Genomic DNA, 20,974 nt, shown 5'->3' with positions numbered 1-20,974 from the left:
TGGCCTGACCATGTAATTGGTTCCAGATCTGACGCGCCGGTCAGCAAAACCTATCGTCAGAACCGACCACCGGCGTCCAGATCACGTCGTCGATCCGGAGCGCGCCGGTGGCGAGCATCACCAGCCGGTCGAAGCCGAGCGCCGCGCCGCTCGCCTGCGGCATGATGGCAAGCGCGGCGAGGAAATCCTCGTCGATCGGGTAGCGTTCGCCATAGACACGCTGCTTTTCGTCCATTTCGGCGGCAAAGCGTCGGTGCTGCTCGGCCGGGTCCGTCAACTCGCCAAAGGCGTTGGCCAGCTCGACGCCGCAGCAATAAAGCTCGAAGCGCTCGGCGGTGCGCGGATCGTCGGCGCTCGGCCGGGCCAATGCCGCCTCCGAGATCGGATATCCGAAAAGAATGGTGGCGCGCCTCTGCCCCAGCGCCGGTTCGATTTTTTCGACCATCACCCGGCTGAACAGGTCGGCCCAATTGTCGTCGGGCGCGGTCCGCAATCCGGCCTGGACCAGGGCGGCATGCAAGCCCGCGCGGTCGGTGCTGCCGTCGGCTGCAACCGTCGCCAGCAGATCGATGCCGGCATGGCGCATGAAGGCTTCGGCGACGCTCAACCGTTCCGGCTCGGCAAACGGGTCGGCCTCGCGGCCGCGGAAGCTAAAACGTTTCGCTCCGGCCCGTTCGGCCGCCAGCGCGACGAGCTCGGCGCAATCGCGCATCAGGCTCTCATAGGTCTCGCCGACGCGGTACCATTCGAGCATGGTGAACTCCGGATGGTGCAAGGGGCCGCGCTCGCGGTTGCGCCAGACAGCCCCGAGGCTGAAGATGCGCTCCTCGCCGGCGGCAAGCAGCTTCTTGCAGGCGAATTCCGGTGACGTGTGGAGGTAGAGCGGCTGGCGGGCGCCGTCGGGCCCGATCGCCAAGGTGGCAAAGGCCGACAGGTGCGCTTCATTGCCGGGCGAGACCTGCAGGGCCGATGTCTCCACCTCGACGAAGTCGCCGCGGGCGAACCAATCGCGCATGCCGGCGGCAATGGCATTGCGCAGGATCAGCCGCGGCCGGCGGTCGGCATGGACATGCGGCGTCCACCACGGCGAGGCGGCGGTCATCGGCTTCAGGGGAATTGCACAGAGGGCTGGCGATTGCGGCCAAGATGCGCTAGGCCGCACGCAACGGCCTCTCCAGCCGATTTGCGCCAACAAATTTTATCAGGATGGAAACCCGTGAAGGTCATCGCCAGCTCCTTACGCAAAGGCAACGTCGTCGAAAAGGACGGCAAGCTCTATGTGATCCTCTTTGCCGAAAACATTCATCCTGGCAAGGGTACGCCGGTCACCCAGCTCGACATGCGGCGTATCTCCGACGGGGTAAAGGTTTCCGAGCGTTACCGCACCACCGAGCAGGTCGAGCGCGCCTATGTCGAAGAACGCGAGCACACGTTCCTTTACCGCGACGGCGAAGGCTTTCACTTCATGAACCCGGAGACCTACGATCAGGTCGCGGTGCCGGAAAGTGTGGTCGGCGACATGGCGCCTTATCTGGTGGAAGGCATGCCGGTACAGATCTCGCAATACAACAACATCGCCATCTCGCTGGTGCTGCCGCAGCGCGCCACGTTCGAGGTGGTCGAGACCGAGCCGGTGACCAAGGGCCAGACGGCGTCGTCATCCTACAAGCCGGCAACGCTGTCCAACGGCGTGCGCACCCTGGTGCCGCCACACATCAGCGCCGGCACCCGCGTGGTGGTGATGACGGCCGATGCCGCCTATGTCGAGCGCGCGAAGGATTGAGGCGCGAAGCCTGAAACGCCTCGCCGAAAGCGTCGAGGCGGCCGGTCATCGTCTACCGCTTTGTGCCAGCAGCGGGTTTCGAATTCTGGGACGATATCGACGCGGCACGCAAACTGAAGCGTCAACGCCCTGCCAATTCTTTCCTATTGGACGGTGCCAGCGGGCAATCTCTGAGCCTCGAGCAACGCCGACCGTCCCTTTCGCCAGGTGCCAGGTGGAATGCCGACGAACTTTTTGAAGGCGCGATTGAAGGCGGCTTCCGACTCGTAGCCGACCTCGGCACCCGCTTGCGCGATGCTCATTTCGGGCCGTTCGAGCAAACGTCCTGCCAGTTGCAGACGCCAGCGAGCAAGATAGTGCATGGGCGAGACCTCGACATAGTGGGTAAAGCGGCTCGCAAATGCTGTGCGCGAGAGCCCTACTTCGCGGGCGAGCCGGTCCAATGTCCATTCCTCTCTGGGGCGAGCGTGGATGAGCCGGAGCGCCTCGCCGACATGTGGATCCCGTAGGCCTGACAGCCAGCCGCGCGAATCGTTGGGGAGGGTCTCGAGATGGCGGCGGATGATCTCGACAAACATCAGCTCGCTCAGCTTGGCGAGGATCGTTTCACAGCCCGCCCGCCCACTGCCACCTTCGGCCAGCGCCAGCCGAAAAAGGTCGATAACCCAGCTGCTTCCATCGGCGGGCTTGCGGGCACACAGGATGGCCGGCAATGCGGCGAGGAGAGGATTAAAGGGACGTGCATCGCAGCCAAGATACCCGCAAATGAACCGGGTCCGCTCGTCTCCGCCGCCACCATGGATCACCGCGAACGGCAGGCTCTCGTCTATCGGTCGATAATACATCGCCATATTGGGTTCGCCCCGTGCCCCGGGCGAGGAGCTCAACACATTCGGAACACCACCGGGGAAGACAACGACATCACCGGCGTTCACGAGCACCGGGGGCACCGAATCGTCTCCCAGCGCGGCCCAGCACGAGCCCGACATCACGGCATGAAAAGAAATGATGTGCTCTGCCTCCGGCATGATGGCGGCGGCAATGTCGGCCGTGCCCGGCGACTCGCCGACCCAGGGAGAGCTAGCGTCGACGTCGAAATAGATCGCACCGGTGAGGCGAACGGCTCGGAGCACATCGGAAAGGACATCCATGCACTACACCTCCGGAAACGATCGGCTACTCCCTTTGACAACGAGGTTTTCGGCCAGGCATCTCGAACTATCCGGCAATACAGCCGCCCGAGCAACTACCCATCCGGTCTAATCCTAGTCTGAACGATCGGGCAACAGAAATGGACGATGTGACATTTGCGGGAGCAGCGGACGGGACTAGCGTTTCGTCGGCCGGCCGACAGGTCCAATAACAGGGAGGAATGTCATGAACGATGAAGACATCACCAAATTCGCAGCAAGCCTGCGGGGCGAAGTCATCCGCGCCGGCGACGCCAGCTATGACGAGGCCCGCAAGCTCTACAACGGCATGATCGACAAGCGGCCGCTGATCATCGCCCGCTGTGTCGACGTCGCCGACGTGATCACAGCGGTGAATTTCGGCCGCGACAACAATTTGCTGGTTGCGGTACGTGGCGGCGGCCATAACGGACCAGGATTGGGGAGCTGCGACGACGGTCTGGTGATCGACCTGTCGGCGATGAACGGCGTGCGCGTCGATCCGGATTCCCGTACGGCGCGGGTAGGCCCGGGTTGCACTCAGGGCGACCTCGACCATGCCACCCATGCCTTTGGCCTGGCCGTACCGGCGGGCATCATCTCGACCACCGGGGTCGCCGGACTGACCCTGAGCGGCGGCCATGGCTATCTGACGCGCAAATATGGCCTGACCATCGACAATCTGGTCGAGGCCGATGTCGTGCTTGCCGACGGAAGCTTCGTCACAGCCAGCAAGGAGCGAAACCCCAACCTGTTCTGGGCGCTTCGCGGCGGCGGCGGCAATTTCGGCATCGTCACCAGCTTCGTGTTCAAGCTCCACCAGGTCAGCATGGTCTTTGCGGGGCCGATCGCATGGGATCAGCGCCACGCCCGTACCATCATGCATCATTATCGCGAGTTCCTGCCGAACGCGCCCGAAGAACTCGGGATCTTTCTCGGGCTCAAGACCATCCTGTCGAGCGCACCGTTCCCGGAAGAGTTTTGGGGAAAGCGGATGTGTCTGCTGATGTGCTGCTACAACGGCCCTGAGGAAAAGGGCAGAGAGGCGCTGGCTCCGCTGCTCGATGCGCTGCCCGCGCCCTGGTTCAATTGGATGGGAACGATGCCCTATCCCGCGGTGCAGAGCATGTTCGATGGGCTCTACCCGAAGGGGATGCAGTGGTATTGGCGGGGCGATTTCGTCAAGACGTTGTCCGACGAGGCGATCGACGCTCATCTCAAGCAGGCGGCGAAAACACCGAGCGAGCTATCGCTCATGCATCTCTATCCGATCGACGGCGCGGTCCATCGCGTCGGCAAGGACGAGACACCCTGGAATTACCGTGATGCGACCTGGTCGATGGTCATCGCCGGGATCGATCCGGACCCACAGAAAGCGGGGCCGGTGACGCGCTGGACCAAGGCCTACTGGGAAGCCGTGCATCCGTTCGATCTGGGTGGCGCCTACCTGAACTTCATGATGGATGACGAGGGTGAGGGACGGCTCAAGGCGGCTTATGGCGATAACTACGAGCGCCTGGCCTCGCTGAAGAAGACATACGACCCGAACAACCTCTTCCGGGTGAACCAAAACATCCGGCCTGCTGCTTGACGGCGGTCCTCGTCAGGCCGGCAAAGCGTTGTGTCGTACCGGCTGCGGCCAGCTTAGGCCCAGCCCGGTACGATAGGTTGCCGGTCAGGACGCTCGCCGGCCTTGCAAGCGCGATACTCGGCCGGGCTCGGCGACCATGTTCCATGAGCCACGTCTGACATGCAGCAAAAGCGGTCGGCCGCACGCTCAGGTCACCCGTAGCGCTGCTTCAACCGGCAAGTCCGGGAGAGGCAATGCGGTCAAAGGGTTATGCCTCAGCGGCTGCTTCCCTTCAGGCCGATCGCGCCGGCAGCCTACCGATAATTCCACGCTTCGATGCGGACGTCCGACGTCAGCACGACACCCTTCAGTCCTCCTCGAGGACCGGTATCCCCTTCAGAATTAGCTAAATTAGCAGTTTCTTAAGTGACCTTGGAACTTTGTAGCTTGCGTTCCATTTTCAACCGCATGCGAGAGTCTGTGGTCCAAGGGGCTGGAATGACGGTGAACAGGTCACCGCCGCGCTATTCGCTGGTCTTGCCCATATACAATGAAGAACAGGTGCTGCCTCGGCTTATCGAGCGCATCAGTTCGCTTATCGGCAGGCTGGACGGCGAAACGGAGGCCATCTTCGTCGATGACGGAAGCGTCGATGGAAGCGTCGAATACCTTCAAAAAGTGGTCGCCGCCGAGCCGCGCTTTCGGCTGATCGAATTTTCCCGCAATTTCGGCCACCAGGTGGCGATTACCGCCGGTATGGACGCCGCTGCGGGCGATGCCGTCATCGTCATGGATGCCGACCTGCAAGACCCGCCGGAAGTCGTTCTCGATCTGGTGGCTAAGTGGAAGGAAGGCTTTGAGATCGTCTATGCTCGCCGAGTCAAGCGCGAGGGCGAATCCTGGTTCAAGGTCTTTACGGCAAGTCTATTCTATCGACTGCTGGAGCAAATGACCTCGGTCGATATTCCGCGCGACGTCGGTGACTTCCGCTTGGTCGGCCGCAAGGCGCTGGAAACCTTCAAGCGTATGCCTGAACATGACCGCTTCGTCAGGGGCATGTTCGGCTGGATGGGCTTCAAGCAGACGGCTGTGCCATTTGAGCGCCCCGCGCGAACCCTGGGCCAGACCAAATACCCATTCTGGAAAATGATGCACCTCGCAGTTCACGGCATCGTCAGCTTCTCCGAGAAGCCGTTGCGCCTGGCGCTCTGGGGCGGATTGGCCATTTCCGCGCTTGCGGGGGCCTTTGGCGCTTACGCCATCTTTGCCTGGTTTTTTGAAACCGGTATCATTGCCGGGTGGACATCCACGGTGGTGATCGTGTCGCTCCTGTGCGGGATCAATCTTTTCATGACCGGCGTGGTCGGACTCTACGTCGGCAGCATCCATGCCGAGGTGAAACGCCGCCCGCTTTATGTGATCGATCGGCTCACCGGCTTCGACGAGGCGATGCGTGCCGGCTCCGGTGAGCGCCGCCGGTCATTTCACAAGCCCAGGAGTGGAGTCCCCGCCAATGGCCGAACTCTTCGACAGCTATAAATCCCACTATGGCGAGGCGGTCGAAGGGTCCATCCGGTTTTCCGGACTCAGCCACGACTTCTTCCTTGTCGCCAAGGCGGATCTGCTGCGGCGTCTGGTCTTCGAGCGAAAGCTTCGGGAGGGTGGGTCGGCTGTAAGAGCGCTGGATGTTGGCTGCGGCGTCGGTTCGCTCCACCCCCACCTCGACGGCGCTTTCGACAGCCTCGATGGTTGCGACGTGTCGGAGCAATCAATTTTGCGCGCCGGCAAGGACAATCCAGGTGTGACCTACAGGGCCTGTATCACGCCGAGCCTGCCCTACGAGGATGGCGCGTTCGATCTGGCTTTCGCCAGTTGCGTCGTCCATCACGTTCCGTCCTCCTCCTGGCTCGATTTCTTCCTAGAAATGCGGCGCGTCGTGCGGCCGGGCGGCGTCGCCTGCATCATCGAGCACAATCCCTATAATCCACTGACGCGCCTTGCTGTGTTCCGGTGTCCGTTCGACCACGACGCGGTCCTGCTCAACTCCGCCAACGCAGCGTACCTGTTTCAGCAGGCCGGCTTCACAGACATCCGATCCGAGCATTTCCTGCTGCTGCCGTCGGCAAAGCCCTTGGCCAGAAGGGTCGAGCGGGTATTCGCGCCTTTGCCGCTTGGAGCGCAGTATGCGTGCAGTGCGCATGTCTGAGGGCCGTTCGACCAGCGACGCCGGGCTGAGGCTGCTGGCGCGCTTCGGGTCGGTCGGCATCGCCGCAACGATCCTTTATGCAGTGATGGCCACCGCTTTGGTAAAATGGCAACGGTTCGGCCTCTCGCCGGTCGGTGCCTCGCTCGCGGCTTACACCGCAGCCGCCCTGTTTTCTTATCTCGCGCATAAGTTCGTGACCTTCGCGTCGAGCGGATCGCATCGATCGGAAGCTCCGCGTTTTTTCTTGCTGACGGCGACAGGCTTCGCCGTCGCCTACGCGGCGCCGGCGCTTTTGACGGCCAAACTCGGCCTGCCGCCGATCATTGCCATTCTGGTTACATGCTTGCTTGTTCCGGCGGTCAATTTTCTCGTGCTCGATCGCTGGGTTTTTGCGCAGCGAAGACCCGGCAAGCAACGCGATCGCCTGCCCTAACCCGGCTCAATAGGATCGAGCCGGAACGACAACAATTTGATGGCGCGCTTGTAGATGTTGCTGGCGGCCGGACTTGGCGGAATGCCGTCGAGGTAGTTGAAGGCGACATCGAGTATCCTGGCCTCGGCGAGGGCCGCCGTTGGAACGACGAACGAGACCGTTCGCGGCTCTTTGCCGGACAGCGTCACCGCATGCACCCGAACGCCATTCACCGAAATCATAACCCGCTGCGTGACCTGCGGCGGGCGAATGACGGCGGCCATTTGCAGCGTGGCCGTCACGCTGTCGCGGAGCGGCGGTATCTTCAGGCGAAGCCGCGAGGTCTCGCCCAGGGAATGGGTGCCGTCGGCAACGGGCCCCGACCAGCCGCAGACCCTCATGCCGGCTGCCTTTTTGGCGCCGTCGGACCGGAACGACACCGTCTCGCCTAGGGTATAGCTGCCGACCGCATCGCGATTGAGGCAGGTCGTCGTCCGGTCAATGTAATAGGCGCGATAATCGGCGTTGACATTCGGATTAAGAGCAAGCGCAAGAATGACGGTTTCTGTTCCCGCCAGAACCGCCGCCAGCGCGTAGCCGCCGAACGAGGCGGAGCGCCGATATGGCTCCGGAAAGCTAGACCAGGGCAAGATAGCCTCCGATCCATGCCACGGTCATGAAATAACAGGCGCTTAGGAAGAGGCCCAGAGCCGCGAGATAAGTCAGCTTCGACACGGACAGCAGCATGGCTAGCAACATTGTCAGAGGCGCAAGCCCGACGACGTATCTGACCATCGACGCCAGGTTCGTGATCAGCGGCAGGATGATGCAGCAGGCGCAGAACAACGCGGCGCCATACTGCCTGCGAACCGCCAGAACCGCCGATAGCGCCAGTCCTATGAGTGCGGCGAGCGCGCTCCATTGCGGCGCCGTAGGCAGCCATCCAGTTGTCGGAAGGACCGAGAGCCCATCCCATACAAAAGCGAGCGGATTGCCCGCCACCCGTCCAAACGCGCGCTGGACATGCAGGAAGGCAAAGCCGTCGCCGAGGGTCAGATGGAGGAACAGGACGTAGGCGAATAGACCGGCAGGCGAGATGAAGATCGCGACGAGCAGATCCGGTCGGCCAAGCAGCCAACGCGGGAACGACAGCGTCGGCCCGCCCTTTGCGCGGTAATCCCTGAACATCTGAATGACGGTCGCGAATACAACAAGCACTCCGACGAGCCTGGTTGCCGACAGGAGAGCCGATGACAGTCCAGCAGCCAGATAGCTGGAGCGTTTGAGCGCCAGAAAAACGCACGAAGTCAGGAGCACGAAAAGAGGTTCGGTCAGGAAAGTCGTGAAGTGATAGGAGAACGGGCCGCTGAGCAGGAAGGCGCAATACAGCACATAAGCGCGCATGTTCTTCTCGAGCAGTGGCCACGCCACCAGGCAGGCGGCATAGCTGCACGCAATCGATGTGATCGATGCGACCAGGATGGTCGGGAAAGGGAAAACAGACCGGATGGCCGCCACCAGCATCGGATAGAGCGGGAAGAAGCCCCAGCGTCCGACATTGCTCTGGCCTGGAATGGGAAAGCGCTCATAGCCGTGTTCGGAAATGCCGACATACCACGCGCAATCCCAGCGGCAGAGCGCCTGGGCATAGGCCGCGAAGCCGGGTTCTGCCGAAACCGAAGCAAATGCGGCATAGCGAATGGCCAGCCCACTGACGACGAACGCCAACGGCACCGCGACGACGGCTACCGCAACAAAGCGGCGACCGGCGTTCGGACGCGCGACAGCTTCGAGCGCCAAAATCTGCCTCCACCCGTTCAAATGGCAGGCGCCACTATGACGCGCCCCCCGGCGAATTCAAGCCGTGCGCGCGGCTCAAATTGGCGATACCGCCTATCCGGCGTCACTGAGCCAGACCAGCTCTCGCCGGGGTCGCGGTTGTCCCAGGCGAAATACGACACGGCGGTGACTTTCGCTTCCTCCACAGCCCGCGGTTCAGTGCGGTAGAACCCCTCTTCCCAGTTTTCGAAAGCCTCCTCTTTGGCAATTGCCGAAAACGTGACGCCGCCGCCCAGATGGTTCGGCTGCTTGTGTGTCTCGATCTCAGCGGTTCGCGGCAGAGCGATGCGGTGCCGTGGCTGGAATTCGACGCGCAAGCTGTTGTACATGACGGTTCCAATCCCGATACCGCGCCGGTGTATTCGGCCCTTGAGAATCCTCCAGCCTTCGGCAACATGGCGGCAAAGCTGAGAGCATGAGGATGAGTAAGGTCATTTCCGCCGCATCGCGGCGTCGGTCGGCGCCGCGCAAGTCACCGATGGCGCTGACCGAGGCGCTGGTCGCCCGCACCTTGCGGGCGGTCGAGGACGCCGGGCCGACGCCGGGCATGGTCTACATGACCGATGCCGATTACGCGCGCATTCGCGACGAGGTGCTGGCCGGCGCGCCGGCCGGGCCGGTGAAGCTGTTCGCCTATGGTTCGCTGCTGTGGAAGCCGGCCGGCGAGGTCAGGGGTGGCGAACGGGCCGTGGCGACGGGCTGGCACCGTTCGTTTTGTTTTACGGTGCAACGCTTCAGGGGCACCGTCGAGCAGCCCGGCCTGATGATGGCGCTCGACCGCGGCGGCCAATGTCAGGGCATGGTGTTCGAGATCGCCGAGCCCGTGGCGGCCAATCTCGAAGCGCTGCTGCGCCGTGAGATGACCATCCTGCCGGCCGTCAACGTGCCGCGCTGGCTGCAGGTCAGGACGGGCGACGGCATGGGCCAAGCGCTTGGTTTCGTTGTCGATCCCGCCAATCCGCGCTATGCCGGCAAGCTCGAAAAGCGAGCGATAGCGGCGACCCTGGCCACGGCCGTCGGCCATTGGGGTTCAGGCGCCGAATATCTGTTCGAGACCATTCGCCATCTCGACGCGTGCGGCATCCGCGACCGCAATCTCTGGCAGCTGCAGGAGCTTGTGGCCGAGGAGATCGGTCGGGCGCCGCCGTCGGGCTTCATTCGTCCCTGAGCCAGACCAGCATCTCGCCGGGGTCGCGGTTGTCCCAGGCGAAATACGGCACGGCGGTGATTTTTGCTTCCTCGACCGCCGGCGGTTCGGTGCGGTAGAGCCCCTCTTCCCAGTTTTCCAAAGCCTCCTTTTTGGCAATCGCCGAAAGCGTGACGACACCGCCCAAAAGGTTCGGCTGCTGATGCGCCTCGATGTCGGCCGTTCGCGGCAGGGCGATGCGGTGCAGCTGGCTGGAATTGTCGGTCTCCTCGACGCAATAGATCAGCGGTCCGCGTGCCAGTGCGACACGGCCGATATCCTGCCGCACCTGCGGATTGGCGTAGAGGCGGTCGACGGCCATTTCGAGGTCGAGCTCGACGCGGTCGCCCTTGCGCCATTCGCGGCGGATCGCGGCATAGCCGTCGCTGGTGATAGCATCCAGATGGACATCGGCGCCATTGACCTTAAGCGCCGCCTTGCGGCACCAGGCCGGCAGCCGCAGATGCAAGGTGAACTCGGTCGGAGCTTCCGGTTCGACGGAGATCGAGACCGCGCCGTCCCAGGGATAGTTGCTGGTTTGGGTGAGCTCTATTTGCGTCCCGGCGATATCGAAACGAGCCGTGCCGTTTCCATAGAGATGGACGGCAAGTGCTGTGTCCGACAGGCCGTAGAAATAGCTGCCGATCGAGGCGACCATGCGGCCGACATTGGGCGGGCAGCACGGGCAGCGGTGCCATTTCCAGCGGTGGTGGGCGCCGCGGCTTTCGAGCGGATTTTCGTAGAAGAACAGCGAGCCGTCCAGCGACAGGCCGGAGATCGAGCCGTTGTAGAGGGCCCGCTCCATGATGTCGGCGTAGCGCGCATTGGGACCCATGCCGAGCATGCGGCTTGCCCAGAACACCAGGCCGACCGAAGCGCAGGTCTCGGCATAGGCGGTATCGTTGGGCAGGTCGTAATCGGCGGTGAAACCCTCATTGTGCGAGGACGGCCCGAGGCCGCCGGTGACGTAGAGGTTCTTGGTCATGAGATCGTCCCACAACCGGTCGAGCGCCACCCGCAGCGTGTCGTCGCCATATTCGGTGGCGATGTCGGCCATGCCCGAATAGAGGTACATCGCACGCACCGCGTGGCCGACGACCTTGTCCTGCTCGCGCACCGGCTTGTGCGACTGGTTGTATTCGTAGGTTTTGAAATGATAGGCCTTGGGGTCGGCGCCGCGGGCGCGCGCCTCCTCGTCGAAATAATGCGGCTGCTGGCCCCGCTGGTCGATGAGGTATCTGGCAAGCTCCATGTATTTGCGCTCGCCCGTCACCCGCGCCAGCTTGACCAGCGCCAGCTCGATCTCCTCATGGCCGCAATAGCCCTTCTTCTTGCCGGGCTCGGGACCGAACGTCTCGGCGATATGGTCGACATAGCGGCACATGATGTCGAGCAGCTTGCGCTTGCCCGTGGCCTGGTAATAGGCGACCGCGCCTTCGATCAGGTGGCCGGCGCAATAGAGCTCGTGGCAATCGCGCAGATTGGTCCAGCGCAGGCCGGGCTGGATGCGCTGGTACCAGCTCGACAGATAGCCGTCGGGCTGCTGCAGCTTGCCGTACATGTCGATGACGGCGTCGATCTTCTTCTCGAGCTCGTCGTTGCGGCGGCGGTAGAGCGAATAGGCGGCGGTCTCGATGGTCTTGCCCCAGTCCGAGTCCCAGAACATCTGCGTGGTCACCGTCGATCCGGTGAACTCGTTGCCGGCGGTTGCCGCCTCGTCCGGTGAGGGTGAGTGGAACGGAATGACGACGCCGGGCGATGGCCGGTCCGGGTCGATCTGCTCGAGCATGCGCGCCTCGACGCAGCGGTCGTAGAGGATGCCGGCGGTTTTGCTCGCGACTGCATCGACGCGGTCGCCCCAAAAGCCGCGCACATCGACCTGCGGCACCGGCAGCGGGCGGAAGGCGAGTTTCGGCTTGGCGCCCTGACTGGCGGATTGCGATGCGGTCATCAATTTACTCCGGTTCGATTTCTTGTGGTCACTTGACGGCCCCTGCCATCAGGCCGCGGATGTAGAAGCGCTGCAGCAGCAGGAAGAGCACCAGGCACGGTACCATCATGACGGTGACGCCGGCCTGCACGGCGCCCCAGTCGATGGCGCCGAAGCGGCCGGACTGCAGTGCGGTCATCATGATCGGCAGCGTGAATTTCGACTGGTCGGTCATCAGCACCAGGGCTGCCAAAAACTCGTTCCAGGCGCCGAGGAAGGCAAACAGCGCGATGGTGACGATGCCCGGCCAGACCAGCGGCAGCATCACCCTGAGCAGCATGGTGACATTGTTGGCGCCGTCCATGCGCGCGGCCTCCTCGATCTCGCGCGGCACCGCGTCGAAGGCGTTGCGCATCATGAAGATCGAGAACGGCAGCTGCAGCGTGACGTAGACGCAGACCAGCCCGGTCAGTGTGTTGTGCAGGCCGATTTTTGTCAGCACCAGGAAGATCGGCGTCAGGATCGACTGGAACGGGATCATGATCGTCGACAGGATGACGACGAACAGCAGGTTCTTCAGCGGAAAGCGGAAGCGCGAAAAACCGTAGCCGGCGAGCACGCTGACGATCACCGACAGCACCACCGTCATCACCGAGACATAGATGCTGTTTTGCGCCGGCAGCCACAGGCCATCGCCGAAGGTGTTGAGCGTGGCGTAGTTCTCAAGCGAAAACCCAGTCGTCGGCCAGGGCGGCAGCGGCGGCTGGCGCGCCTCCTGCGCCGGCTTGAAGGCCGAAAGCACAGTCCAGGCGATCGGCGCCAGGAACAGAATGGATGCGGTGATGCCGGTCGCATGCTCGGCGATCTGCATGCCGATGCGGCGTTTGCGGCTCCTTGCCTGCGCCATCAGTCGACCCCCTCTGGCTGGCGCAGCAGCCGCAGCTGGATGAGGCTGAGCGCCACCAGGATGACCAGCAGGATCATCGAAAGGGCCGCGCCGTAGCCGAGCTTGAACGACACGAAGGACTGGTTGAAGATCCAGTAGACGGCGGTCAGCGTCTGGTTGCGCGGGCCGCCGCGCAGGATGATGTAGAACTGGTCGAAGGCGAGGATCGAGCCGGCCACCGACAGGATCAGCGCCAGCGCCAGCGTGCGGCGCATCAGCGGCAAGGTGATGGCGCGGAAACGCGCGAATGGCCCTGCCCCGTCGATCATCGCCGCCTCTTGCAGATCCGGCGGGATCGACTGCAGCCCGGTCATCAGGATGATCATGGTGAAGCCCGCCACCTTCCACACCACCATGGCGATGATCGACCAGAAGGCCGGTTGGAAGGTCGCCAGCAGGTTGAATTTCTTCTCGGTCAGGCCGAGGTCGAAAGCGGCCGGGCTGAACAGGCCGGAATCGACGTTGAGCAGCCACGACCACAAAAGGCTCGCCGAGGCGAAGCCGATGACGGCCGGCATGAAGAAGGAGGTGCGGTAGAAGCCGGTCAGCTGCCGCGGCCTTTCGATGAACAGCGCCAGCGGAAAGGCGACGGCAAAGATCGCGATCGTCACCACCACCGTGTAGTAGCCGGTGAACTTCAGCGCGTTCCAGAAACGCGTATCGCGCAGGATCGCCCAATAATTGTCGAGGCCGACAAAGCTATGCGCGCCCATCAGCGGCCAGTTGTGCAGCGACATCCAGGCGGTCATGCAAAGCGGCACAATGAAGAAGACGACGACAAGAGCGACGGCCGGCGCGACATAGAGCAGGCCGATCCACTGCCGGCGCCCGGCGCCGACGAGTTTTCTGGGGCGCGCCGGGGCGGAGATTGCTGTGATGGTGGTCATGCGGGTCTTCCATTGGTGGGACGTCCCCCTCCCCCTTGAGGGGAGGGTCCGGCCGAAGGCCGGGGTGGGGTCGCCTGCGAAGTGCTCCAACAGAAAAGAAAGCGTCGAGCACTGCCGCAACGACCCCACCCGGACCTTCGGTCCGACCTCCCCTCGAGGGGGAGGTGGCGCTTTACTTCTGCGGCGCCGAATCGATGATCGACTGCATGGTCTCCTGCGCATTGGCGATGGCGCCGTCGACGTCTTCGCCGAAGAAGACCTCGTTCATCATCTGGTTCCACGGACCGTTGGCCGAGTTGATCAGGTCGTTGAACACCACCGAATAGGGCGTGCGGCCCTTGCCCATGGCTTCGGCGGCGACCTTGTAGCGCGGGTCGAGGTCCTTCAACGCCTCATTGGCGATGTCGCCTCGCACCGGCAGGCTGCCGTATTTCGCCAGGATGGTCTGGCCTTCGAGCGAATAAGCGAAGTCGAGGAACTCCTTCACCACCGCGACCTTGGTGGTGCCTTTGGTGACGACGAAATTATCGCCGCCGGCAAACGACGACCAGCCGCCATCCTTGCCCGGCAGGAAGGTGATGCCGTAGTCGATATCGGGATATTGCGTGTTGAGCGCGCCGATGGCGAAAGCGCCGGAGGGCGAGATGCCGATATTGCCGGTGGCGAAGGCGGCAAAGAAGTTGGAGCCGGTGTCGGTCTGCGCGCCTGAAGGCACCAGGTCCTTCTTGACCATCGAACGGTAGAGGTCGATGGCGCCGCGCATCTGCGGCGTGTCCAGCGTCGCCTTCGAGCCGTCCTCCGTCAGGATGTCGCCGCCCGAGGCCCAGATCAGCGGCGTGAAGGTGAAGATGTTGCAGCCGCCGCAATTGCCGGAGAAATAGAAGCCCTTGATGTCGCCGCCGAGCGCGTTGACCTTTTCGGCATCGGCTTCGATCTCGGCCCAGTTGGTCGGGCCTTTTTCAGGGTCGAGGCCGGCCTGTTTGAACAACTTCTTGTTCCAGATCAGCACCGAGCTATCGGCCGAGAACGGCAGCCCGTAGATGCGGCCCTTATAGGTGCCGGTCTTGACATGCGCCGGCGACAGGCTGGCGAAATAAGGCAGCGATTTCGCCCAGTCGGTGATGTCCTCCAGCTGGCCTGCGGCGGCGAAGGACGGCGTGTAGATCAGGTCGAGCGACAGCGCGTCGGGCGCCGTGCCGCCGGCGGCGGCCGCACCGTATTTCGGGATGATTTCGGCGTTGGGGATGATGTCGAGCTTGATCTGGTTCTGATGCCCCTTGTTGAAGGCATCGACGATGCGCGGCATGAAGTTCGAGCCGTCGGCGCGAACCCAGATGTTGGCGGTGTCGGCGGCGGCCGAGCCGGCTGTTGCCAGCGTGCCCAGAATGCTCGCGGCGATGGCGAGCCCGGTAATGGTGGTTCTCATGCTTCTCCTCCACATGGTTCTAATTTAGCCGCGCCCCCAAGCAGGTGACTATCGACACGGCCCGTTTCGTTCAGCCGTCCGGCGGACGGCCGCATGACTGACGCACCACCAGCCGGCACGGCAGTTTTCTGATGCCCGGCAAAGCGGGTTCGCCGCCGACGAGCGAAAGCAGGGCAAGGCCGGCCTCGCGGCCAAGTGCTGCGAGATTCATATCGACCGAGGTCAGCGGCGGGCGGGTCGCCTCGGCGACGATCTGCCAATTGTCGAAGCCGATGACGCCGACCTCGTCCGGCACGCCGATACCGCGCTCGCGCAAAGCGTCGATGACGCCGCGCGCGATCTGGTCGTTGCCGCAAAACACCGCATCGGGCTTTTCGCCCGTGCCGTCGTCGCCGTCGAACAGTTTTCTGACCGCCTCATGCCCCCAGGCTTCCGACCACGGGCCGAGCAGCGGCTCCATGACGGGCAGGCCGTTCTCGGCCAGCACCTCGCGATAGGCCTGCGCCCGCGCGTGCACCACGGCAAAACTTGCGGGACCGCTGACATGGGCGATGCGCCGCCGCCCGAGGCGGCAAAAGTGCTCGACCGCCAGCCGCGCCCCGCCGGCATCGTCGGATACGAACGCGATGGCGTTGGGATCGGGCTCGGTGAAGGCGTAGATCGCCGGAATGCCGAGATTGGCGAGGTCGACCGGCAGATGGCGGTCGATGCGCTTGCCGGTGGCGATGATGCCGTCGACGCGCTTGTCGAGCATGGCATCGACATGCAGCTGGGCAAGGCGCGGGTCGTCCTCGACATTGCACAGGAACACCGAGACGCCGGCATCGACCAGCGCATCGGAAACGCCGGCCATCAGCGGCAGCGAAAAGCGGCCATAGGTGTCGTTGGTCAACAGCCCGACGGTAAAGGAGCGCCGCCGCAGCAGGCTCTGCGCCAGGCTGTTCGGGCGAAAGCCAAGCCGCTGCGCCGTCTCGCGAATACGGGTCCGCGTCTCGGCCGTCATCCGCCCTTGCCCGTTCAGCGCTTTTGACGCCGTGGCGACGCTGACGCCGGCAATGGCGGCCACCTCGCGCAAGGTGACCGGCTGTTTGGCGGGCGTTGGCTGCGCATCGGACGCCATGATTTGGATTTCGATCCTCCCATTGAGAAAAGCTTTTCTCTTATGGCCCCTGCGGGTGCTGAATGGTGGGGTCAGCGGCTGCGGGGCGATTTGGGAAAAGGTTTTCTCAGAGGGAGATTAGGACGAAGGATGTGGGGATGGCAAGGGGGAATGGCCTGGTTGTTCGGGCAGGCAACTGCGAATGTCTGCCCTAGGTCCACGACGGGCACCGCGATCGAATAATCGCGGTGCCGAAGTCTACCCGCAGAGCTAGCAGTTCTCAGTCTGTGGATCGCACGCCTTGTTTTTCTGTTTCTGTGGCTTGGGCTTGACCGCCTGCTCGGGCTCGGCCTGCTGCTGCTCGGCCGCTGGCTGCTCCTTGGCCTTCCGCTTCTCAGGCTTGGCAGCCTGCTCCGGCTCAGCCTGCTGCTGCTCGGCAGCGGGCTGCTTCTTGGCCTTCCGCTTCTCAGGCGTGGCCGTCTGTTCGGGCTCGGCCTGCTGCTGCTCGGCGGCGGGCTGCTTCTTGGTCTTCGGTTTCTTAGGCTTGGCCGCCTGTTCCGGCTCGGCCTGCTGCTGCTCGGCGGCGGGCTGCTTCTTGGTCTTCGGCTTCTCAGGCTTGGCCGTCTGTTCGGGCTCAGCCTGCTGCTGTTCCGTGGCGGGCTGCTTCTTGGTCTTCGGCTTCTCAGGCTTGGCCGCCTGCTCGGGCTCAGCCTGCTGCTGCCCGGCGGCGGGCTGCTCCTTGGCCGTCGGCTTCTCAGGCTTGGCGGTCTTTTCCGGCTCGGCCTGTTCGCTCGTTGCTGCGCCTTCGGTCGGCTTCGATTTGCGGCCAGCCTGAACCTGCTTCACCTCCTCGATGTCTTTGAGCTTAGCTGGTTTGGCATTGGCATCGGCTTTCACCTCACCTTGAAAGACCGTGACCGTATCGTTTTCCAATTTGCCGGACTGCTCGGGCGCGTCGGTCTTGCTGACCTTGACGGCAGTCACCTCCTGGTTCGTCTCCTTCTCGATCACATCAACATCAATGACTTTGTTGATCACCACATTGTTCTGGATCGTCACGTCGCCGGCCGGCTCGGCCGCCTCGACGATGCGCACAAACTCCGGCTCATCCCGGATAACGACGGTAGAAATGTCCGCAGCAAGGAATTCGCGGGTGGGGACCACAACCCAGTAATAATCCGGCGTCGTGTCGAAGGTCACCTCGATTGAAATCAAATCCGGATCGCGGCGCGGCGGCAGCGGAGCCCAAATCATGTGCTCCCTGTCACGACGCCAACTCACCCATGCCGGCGCCCAACGGGTGCCCGGAACCCAGTACCAGCCGATATCGTCGGCATAGCCCCACCGGCCGTAATGGTACGTCGCCCAGCCGAATGGCTCGTCGGATATCCACAGCCAGCCATACTGCTCGGTATAGGCCCAGTGTCCAACGGTATACGGACGCCAACCGTCAGGTACATCAACCGGCACGAAAACGGTCGCTCCGTGATACGAGACCCAATCACCATAGGAAGACAGGTCTTCGTAGAATGTGCTGATCGAAACGGTGGTGGCAGCCCTTGCCTCGGACACAAGCGACAACGGCATGATCGGGTTGGGAATTTGGACGACCGTGAGCAGACAGGCGGTTACGCCGCCGAGCATCAGTCGCACCGCAATTTGGGCAAGGACGCGTTTCATCGTAATCTTCCTCCGAAACAGATCGCCCTTCATCCTACAAACCCGCCGGCTGCCGGATTGTTCCACTTTGCTGACGTTACCCGCATCCCCTCCGGCAACGGCTTGGCATCGCACCATGATACCAAATATCAGAGTTGCTTCATGAGGGCGGTGACCGTCACAAATGCGCGGCGAAGGCGCGGCGATAGGTCGTTGGTCAGCGGGCCCGACGGTAAAGGAGCCGCCGCAACAGGCTCTGCGCCAGGCTGTTCGGGCGAAAACCCAGCCGCTGCGCCGTCTCACGAATCCGCTCGCGCGTCTCGGCAGTCATCCGCCCCTGCCCGTTAAGCGCTTTTGAGGCGGTTGCAACGCTGACGCCGGCAACGGAGAGGCCAGTAGCGTGTCGATTTGGGTGGTTGGCGACGCTTGAAGGACTGAGAAAAGGTTTTCCCAGAGGAGGTTAAGATGCGAATGCTGGGAATGCAAGCGGGTATAGTGGGGTGGGTGAGGCGAGCAGCGGTTACCAGTCAACGACCGCCTTGCGCCCAAGAACAGACGCTCGCGGCCAGCGCGGAGTTTGAAAACCCTCAAGCAGCGGGCGATTAGTCGCTTGACTGATAGGATGATGGCAACCCAGTTGTGGTAGTAGACTTAGGTAAGTTAATCACACGTCTCCAATGCTTTGAAATACGCAGTTGTGAAAAGGGGTTCCTCCAAGGCGGGCCCAGGTCGGGAGTTAGCGCACATGGAAGTCATGGATGCCGCGCTTAGGGCCGAGGACGACAAGGGAAATCGCGATCCAGCGGCTGCGCTTAGATCTAGCCCTCTCCGCATCGGTATCTCTACGCGCGCGCTTTTTGACTTGGAGGAAGAGCATCGCATATTCGAGGAGTACGGCGTCAAGGCTTATGCCGCTATGCAGCTCGAACGGGAGGGAGTCATCCTCGGCAGGGGCGCCGGCTTCGAGGTGGTCGAGCGGTTACTCGCGCTGAACGATCCCGGCGCGGCGCCTTATGTCGAGGTGATCCTCTTGTCGCAGAATTCGCCAGACCTCTCGCTCCGGGCCTTCAAGTCGATCGATCACCACGGGCTTGTCGTTAAGACGGGTAGTTTTACTAGCGGGCGGTCGCTTGCGCCCTTTGTACCGGCGTGGGGCTCCACCTCCTGCCGAACGGATGCAGGCTCAATACGATGCAGCGACTGGGCGTCGCTCGTGCCCGCCCCGACGGCGGCGGCGTGGTCTACGATGACGTAGGACCCACCGGGCTTCAGCCGCTCATAGACCGCTCGATTGAACTGGGCCGCCGTCGCGCCCCTGGCCTGAATCAGCGCGGTGTGGAGATCGTGGTAGAACAGGTGCAACCACAGGACATCCGCTGGCTGCGTGACCTCCGGCATCGCCACGAGGTCCGCCGAGACGGCCTCGACGTTCCCTCGGCCCGGCTCCTTCGAGAGCGTCTGGATGCGGCCGACCGGATCGTTCTTGAAGTGGGCGACCTCGGCCGGCACGAAGCTGTAGACCCGCCCCTCTGGTCCGACGATGTCGGAGAAGAGGCGCGTCCAGTCTCCGTCGCCAGGGTACACGTCGATGACGGTGGAGCCCGCATCGATGCGGGCGAACCGGATCAACTCGGATAGCTTGGATTGGTCGTACATCGGAATCTCCCTTACGGTTAGGCATTCGACGAGCGGGCGGCGTGCGAGGCGGGCAATCCACGGCTGATCCACCGTCTACCCCGAGCCGATGGCCGCAGAGGGCCAGCGCTACGCGAGCCCGGACGCGTCCATCTGCGAGGCCCGGGCCAGTGCTTGCGTGTCGACATATTCCCGGATGTTGGTCAGCCTACCATCCCGGACCGTGATGGCGAAGATCCAGTCGTCCTCGAACGTCCTGTTCGTAGCTTTGATCTTTCCCCTCGCGAAGCCGACGACGAGGACCCGGTCTCCTTGCGCTACGAACTCCCGGGGTTCCGTGGACGTTTCTATCGACTTGGATGCCGTCTCAAGCAAATCCGCCATCCCGGCGTGTCCGTGGCGCGTTCCGGCCAGCGGCCAGTCCTCGCCCGGGATGATCCACTCGATGTCTTCGGCGGCCAGCGCCAGCAGAGCCTCCCTGTCGCCGCGGCCGATCGCGGCGAAGAAGTCCTTCACCGTCTGGATGTTCTTCTCAATGCTCATGGAACTTCTCCATTTCGCACGGATCGCATCGTGCTCGATCCGATCCGTGCATCGTGGCCCTGCCGGTTGGCACGTCGTGTTCATCAGTCGAACTTGACCAAGTCCTTGAAGATCAGTTGACCCCAGCTATTTCCGCGCGCCTGGACTAGCAATCCGCCTTCCGAAAGCCCGCCAAGTTTGATCGGCGCGAAACCGAGCTTTTCCGCGAGCGCACCAATCTCCGCTGCGGCAGCGTCATCGTCGCTCGCCAGGAACACGACTCTCCTGCCACCATGCACGGCCGGGTCTTGGTCAAGGGTGGCAGCGATCAAATGGTTGAAGCCCTTGACCAGTCTTGCGCCAGTGAAGGCCTGTGCGACGAACTTGGACGAAGGCTGTCCTCCCAGTTCCTCAGGGGGCACGCCGTAGGCATTGGTCACATCGATGATCGTCTTGCCCTGCCAGCTGGGGAGCGCCTTCGCGACATCCGGGTGCGCTTCGAAACGGACCGCCAAAAAGATGATGTCCGCCTTGACCGCTTCCGCCAGTGTTTTGGGGATGATCGTGGGTCCGATCGCGGCCGCGTCGGATGCAAAGCTTTCCGGGTCGCGCGTGGTTGCCACGGACACTTCGATGCCCTTGCGGGCAAACGCCTTGGCGAGAGCGTGACCGATCTTGCCGAAGCCGATAAGTGCGTAACTCATA

At 62.9% G+C, this 20,974-nt stretch carries 20 protein-coding genes and 2 pseudogenes; 7 read left to right on the top strand and 15 right to left on the bottom strand.

What is annotated here, in order from left to right; translation table 11 throughout:
• Positions 1 to 40: 40 nt before the first annotated feature.
• A complete protein-coding gene (gene epmA / locus NKH70_RS06910; protein ID WP_352911141.1) occupies positions 41 to 1,102 on the bottom strand; it encodes an EF-P lysine aminoacylase EpmA in 1,062 nt (353 codons plus the stop codon).
• A gap of 114 nt (positions 1,103 to 1,216) precedes the next feature.
• Between epmA and efp the strand changes: the two genes are divergently transcribed.
• The gene (gene efp, locus NKH70_RS06905; RefSeq protein WP_292661679.1) at positions 1,217 to 1,783 is read left to right on the top strand and encodes an elongation factor P; all 567 of its coding nucleotides are present in this window, start codon (positions 1,217 to 1,219) and stop codon (positions 1,781 to 1,783) included.
• A 143-nt stretch (positions 1,784 to 1,926) separates the two neighbouring features.
• Here the strand turns inward: efp and NKH70_RS06900 are convergent, their stop codons facing one another.
• Positions 1,927 to 2,934, bottom strand: a complete 1,008-nt coding sequence (locus NKH70_RS06900) for an AraC family transcriptional regulator (RefSeq protein WP_352911144.1) — start codon at positions 2,932 to 2,934, stop codon at positions 1,927 to 1,929.
• A gap of 226 nt (positions 2,935 to 3,160) precedes the next feature.
• On the opposite strand from NKH70_RS06900, the gene NKH70_RS06895 reads away from it, so the two are divergent.
• From NKH70_RS06895 to NKH70_RS06880, 4 genes are all read left to right on the top strand, one after another.
• Positions 3,161 to 4,543, top strand: a complete 1,383-nt coding sequence (locus tag NKH70_RS06895) for an FAD-binding oxidoreductase (protein WP_352911146.1) — start codon at positions 3,161 to 3,163, stop codon at positions 4,541 to 4,543.
• Between the two features lie 477 nt (positions 4,544 to 5,020).
• The gene (locus NKH70_RS06890; RefSeq protein ID WP_352911149.1) at positions 5,021 to 6,061 is read left to right on the top strand and encodes a glycosyltransferase family 2 protein; all 1,041 of its coding nucleotides are present in this window, start codon (positions 5,021 to 5,023) and stop codon (positions 6,059 to 6,061) included.
• Positions 6,036 to 6,728 (top strand): class I SAM-dependent methyltransferase, encoded by a 693-nt coding sequence (locus NKH70_RS06885; RefSeq protein ID WP_353025006.1) that lies wholly within the window; start codon positions 6,036 to 6,038, stop codon positions 6,726 to 6,728. The genes NKH70_RS06890 and NKH70_RS06885 overlap by 26 nt, the downstream gene beginning before the upstream one ends.
• On the top strand, positions 6,706 to 7,161 hold the full coding sequence (locus NKH70_RS06880; protein ID WP_353025004.1) for a GtrA family protein: 456 nt from the start codon (positions 6,706 to 6,708) through the stop codon (positions 7,159 to 7,161). The genes NKH70_RS06885 and NKH70_RS06880 overlap by 23 nt, the downstream gene beginning before the upstream one ends.
• Here NKH70_RS06880 and NKH70_RS06875 read toward each other — a convergent pair.
• Genes NKH70_RS06875 through NKH70_RS06865 form a run of 3 tightly spaced genes read right to left on the bottom strand, consistent with a single transcriptional unit; the run spans position 7,158 to position 9,308 of the window.
• Positions 7,158 to 7,790, bottom strand: a complete 633-nt coding sequence (locus NKH70_RS06875; protein WP_352911155.1) for a hypothetical protein — start codon at positions 7,788 to 7,790, stop codon at positions 7,158 to 7,160. The two genes, NKH70_RS06880 and NKH70_RS06875, sit on opposite strands and share 4 nt — an antisense overlap.
• Positions 7,777 to 8,940 carry a putative hexosyltransferase gene (locus tag NKH70_RS06870; protein ID WP_352911158.1) on the bottom strand — a complete coding sequence of 388 codons (1,164 nt, stop codon included), beginning with the start codon at positions 8,938 to 8,940 and terminating at the stop codon, positions 7,777 to 7,779. The genes NKH70_RS06875 and NKH70_RS06870 overlap by 14 nt, the downstream gene beginning before the upstream one ends.
• A 17-nt stretch (positions 8,941 to 8,957) precedes the next feature.
• The gene (locus NKH70_RS06865) at positions 8,958 to 9,308 is read right to left on the bottom strand and encodes a hypothetical protein (protein ID WP_353025002.1); all 351 of its coding nucleotides are present in this window, start codon (positions 9,306 to 9,308) and stop codon (positions 8,958 to 8,960) included.
• 92 nt (positions 9,309 to 9,400) lie between these two features.
• On the opposite strand from NKH70_RS06865, the gene NKH70_RS06860 reads away from it, so the two are divergent.
• Positions 9,401 to 10,147 carry a gamma-glutamylcyclotransferase gene (locus tag NKH70_RS06860; RefSeq protein ID WP_352911162.1) on the top strand — a complete coding sequence of 249 codons (747 nt, stop codon included), beginning with the start codon at positions 9,401 to 9,403 and terminating at the stop codon, positions 10,145 to 10,147.
• Here the strand turns inward: NKH70_RS06860 and NKH70_RS06855 are convergent.
• From NKH70_RS06855 to NKH70_RS06825, 7 genes and pseudogenes are all read right to left on the bottom strand, one after another.
• Positions 10,134 to 12,116: a glycoside hydrolase family 127 protein gene (locus tag NKH70_RS06855; RefSeq protein WP_352911164.1), complete on the bottom strand. Its 1,983-nt coding sequence runs from the start codon at positions 12,114 to 12,116 to the stop codon at positions 10,134 to 10,136. The genes NKH70_RS06860 and NKH70_RS06855 overlap by 14 nt on opposite strands.
• 28 nt (positions 12,117 to 12,144) lie before the next feature.
• Entirely contained in the window at positions 12,145 to 13,002 is an 858-nt protein-coding gene (locus tag NKH70_RS06850) for a carbohydrate ABC transporter permease (RefSeq protein ID WP_352911166.1), read from the bottom strand.
• Positions 13,002 to 13,928: a carbohydrate ABC transporter permease gene (locus tag NKH70_RS06845; RefSeq protein WP_352911168.1), complete on the bottom strand. Its 927-nt coding sequence runs from the start codon at positions 13,926 to 13,928 to the stop codon at positions 13,002 to 13,004. The genes NKH70_RS06850 and NKH70_RS06845 overlap by 1 nt, the downstream gene beginning before the upstream one ends.
• 172 nt (positions 13,929 to 14,100) lie before the next feature.
• Positions 14,101 to 15,354 (bottom strand): ABC transporter substrate-binding protein, encoded by a 1,254-nt coding sequence (locus tag NKH70_RS06840; RefSeq protein WP_352911170.1) that lies wholly within the window; start codon positions 15,352 to 15,354, stop codon positions 14,101 to 14,103.
• Between the two features lie 70 nt (positions 15,355 to 15,424).
• Entirely contained in the window at positions 15,425 to 16,474 is a 1,050-nt protein-coding gene (locus tag NKH70_RS06835) for a LacI family DNA-binding transcriptional regulator (protein WP_352911173.1), read from the bottom strand.
• A gap of 249 nt (positions 16,475 to 16,723) precedes the next feature.
• Entirely contained in the window at positions 16,724 to 18,133 is a 1,410-nt protein-coding gene (locus NKH70_RS06830; RefSeq protein WP_353025000.1) for a DUF6600 domain-containing protein, read from the bottom strand.
• A 204-nt stretch (positions 18,134 to 18,337) separates the two neighbouring features.
• Positions 18,338 to 18,494, bottom strand: a pseudogene (locus tag NKH70_RS06825) (LacI family DNA-binding transcriptional regulator); the annotation flags it as partial.
• 363 nt (positions 18,495 to 18,857) lie between these two features.
• On the opposite strand from NKH70_RS06825, the pseudogene NKH70_RS06820 reads away from it, so the two are divergent.
• Positions 18,858 to 19,208, top strand: a pseudogene (locus NKH70_RS06820) (5'-nucleotidase); the annotation flags it as partial.
• Here NKH70_RS06820 and NKH70_RS06815 read toward each other — a convergent pair.
• The 3 genes from NKH70_RS06815 to NKH70_RS06805 form a co-directional block, all read right to left on the bottom strand.
• On the bottom strand, positions 19,193 to 19,768 hold the full coding sequence (locus NKH70_RS06815) for a class I SAM-dependent methyltransferase (protein ID WP_353024999.1): 576 nt from the start codon (positions 19,766 to 19,768) through the stop codon (positions 19,193 to 19,195). The pseudogene NKH70_RS06820 and the gene NKH70_RS06815 overlap by 16 nt on opposite strands.
• Positions 19,769 to 19,876: 108 nt before the next feature.
• Positions 19,877 to 20,290, bottom strand: a complete 414-nt coding sequence (locus NKH70_RS06810) for a nuclear transport factor 2 family protein (protein ID WP_352911184.1) — start codon at positions 20,288 to 20,290, stop codon at positions 19,877 to 19,879.
• An 83-nt stretch (positions 20,291 to 20,373) separates the two neighbouring features.
• Positions 20,374 to 20,973, bottom strand: a complete 600-nt coding sequence (locus NKH70_RS06805; protein ID WP_353015237.1) for an NADPH-dependent F420 reductase — start codon at positions 20,971 to 20,973, stop codon at positions 20,374 to 20,376.
• Between the last annotated feature and the right edge of the window lies 1 nt (position 20,974).

Origin of the sequence: Mesorhizobium sp. M0991 (assembly GCF_040318915.1) — a bacterium.
Classification (GTDB): Bacteria; Pseudomonadota; Alphaproteobacteria; order Rhizobiales; family Rhizobiaceae; genus Mesorhizobium.
Note: the sequence above shows the minus strand (reverse complement) of the source record. Positions and strands in the feature narration are given on the sequence as shown.

Bases quoted from the DNA above. Each gene is read 5' to 3' on its own strand.
- epmA (WP_352911141.1), bottom strand. From the start codon at position 1,102: ATGACCGCCGCCTCGCCGTGGTGGACGCCGCATGTCCATGCCGACCGC.
- NKH70_RS06900 (WP_352911144.1), bottom strand. From the start codon at position 2,934: ATGGATGTCCTTTCCGATGTGCTCCGAGCCGTTCGCCTCACCGGTGCG.
- NKH70_RS06895 (WP_352911146.1), top strand. From the start codon at position 3,161: ATGAACGATGAAGACATCACCAAATTCGCAGCAAGCCTGCGGGGCGAA.
- NKH70_RS06890 (WP_352911149.1), top strand. From the start codon at position 5,021: ATGACGGTGAACAGGTCACCGCCGCGCTATTCGCTGGTCTTGCCCATA.
- NKH70_RS06885 (WP_353025006.1), top strand. From the start codon at position 6,036: ATGGCCGAACTCTTCGACAGCTATAAATCCCACTATGGCGAGGCGGTC.
- NKH70_RS06880 (WP_353025004.1), top strand. From the start codon at position 6,706: ATGCGTGCAGTGCGCATGTCTGAGGGCCGTTCGACCAGCGACGCCGGG.
- NKH70_RS06865 (WP_353025002.1), bottom strand. From the start codon at position 9,308: ATGTACAACAGCTTGCGCGTCGAATTCCAGCCACGGCACCGCATCGCT.
- NKH70_RS06860 (WP_352911162.1), top strand. From the start codon at position 9,401: ATGAGTAAGGTCATTTCCGCCGCATCGCGGCGTCGGTCGGCGCCGCGC.
- NKH70_RS06855 (WP_352911164.1), bottom strand. From the start codon at position 12,116: ATGACCGCATCGCAATCCGCCAGTCAGGGCGCCAAGCCGAAACTCGCC.
- NKH70_RS06850 (WP_352911166.1), bottom strand. From the start codon at position 13,002: ATGGCGCAGGCAAGGAGCCGCAAACGCCGCATCGGCATGCAGATCGCC.
- NKH70_RS06845 (WP_352911168.1), bottom strand. From the start codon at position 13,928: ATGACCACCATCACAGCAATCTCCGCCCCGGCGCGCCCCAGAAAACTC.
- NKH70_RS06840 (WP_352911170.1), bottom strand. From the start codon at position 15,354: ATGAGAACCACCATTACCGGGCTCGCCATCGCCGCGAGCATTCTGGGC.
- NKH70_RS06835 (WP_352911173.1), bottom strand. From the start codon at position 16,474: ATGGCGTCCGATGCGCAGCCAACGCCCGCCAAACAGCCGGTCACCTTG.
- NKH70_RS06830 (WP_353025000.1), bottom strand. From the start codon at position 18,133: ATGAAACGCGTCCTTGCCCAAATTGCGGTGCGACTGATGCTCGGCGGC.
- NKH70_RS06815 (WP_353024999.1), bottom strand. From the start codon at position 19,768: ATGTACGACCAATCCAAGCTATCCGAGTTGATCCGGTTCGCCCGCATC.
- NKH70_RS06810 (WP_352911184.1), bottom strand. From the start codon at position 20,290: ATGAGCATTGAGAAGAACATCCAGACGGTGAAGGACTTCTTCGCCGCG.
- NKH70_RS06805 (WP_353015237.1), bottom strand. From the start codon at position 20,973: ATGAGTTACGCACTTATCGGCTTCGGCAAGATCGGTCACGCTCTCGCC.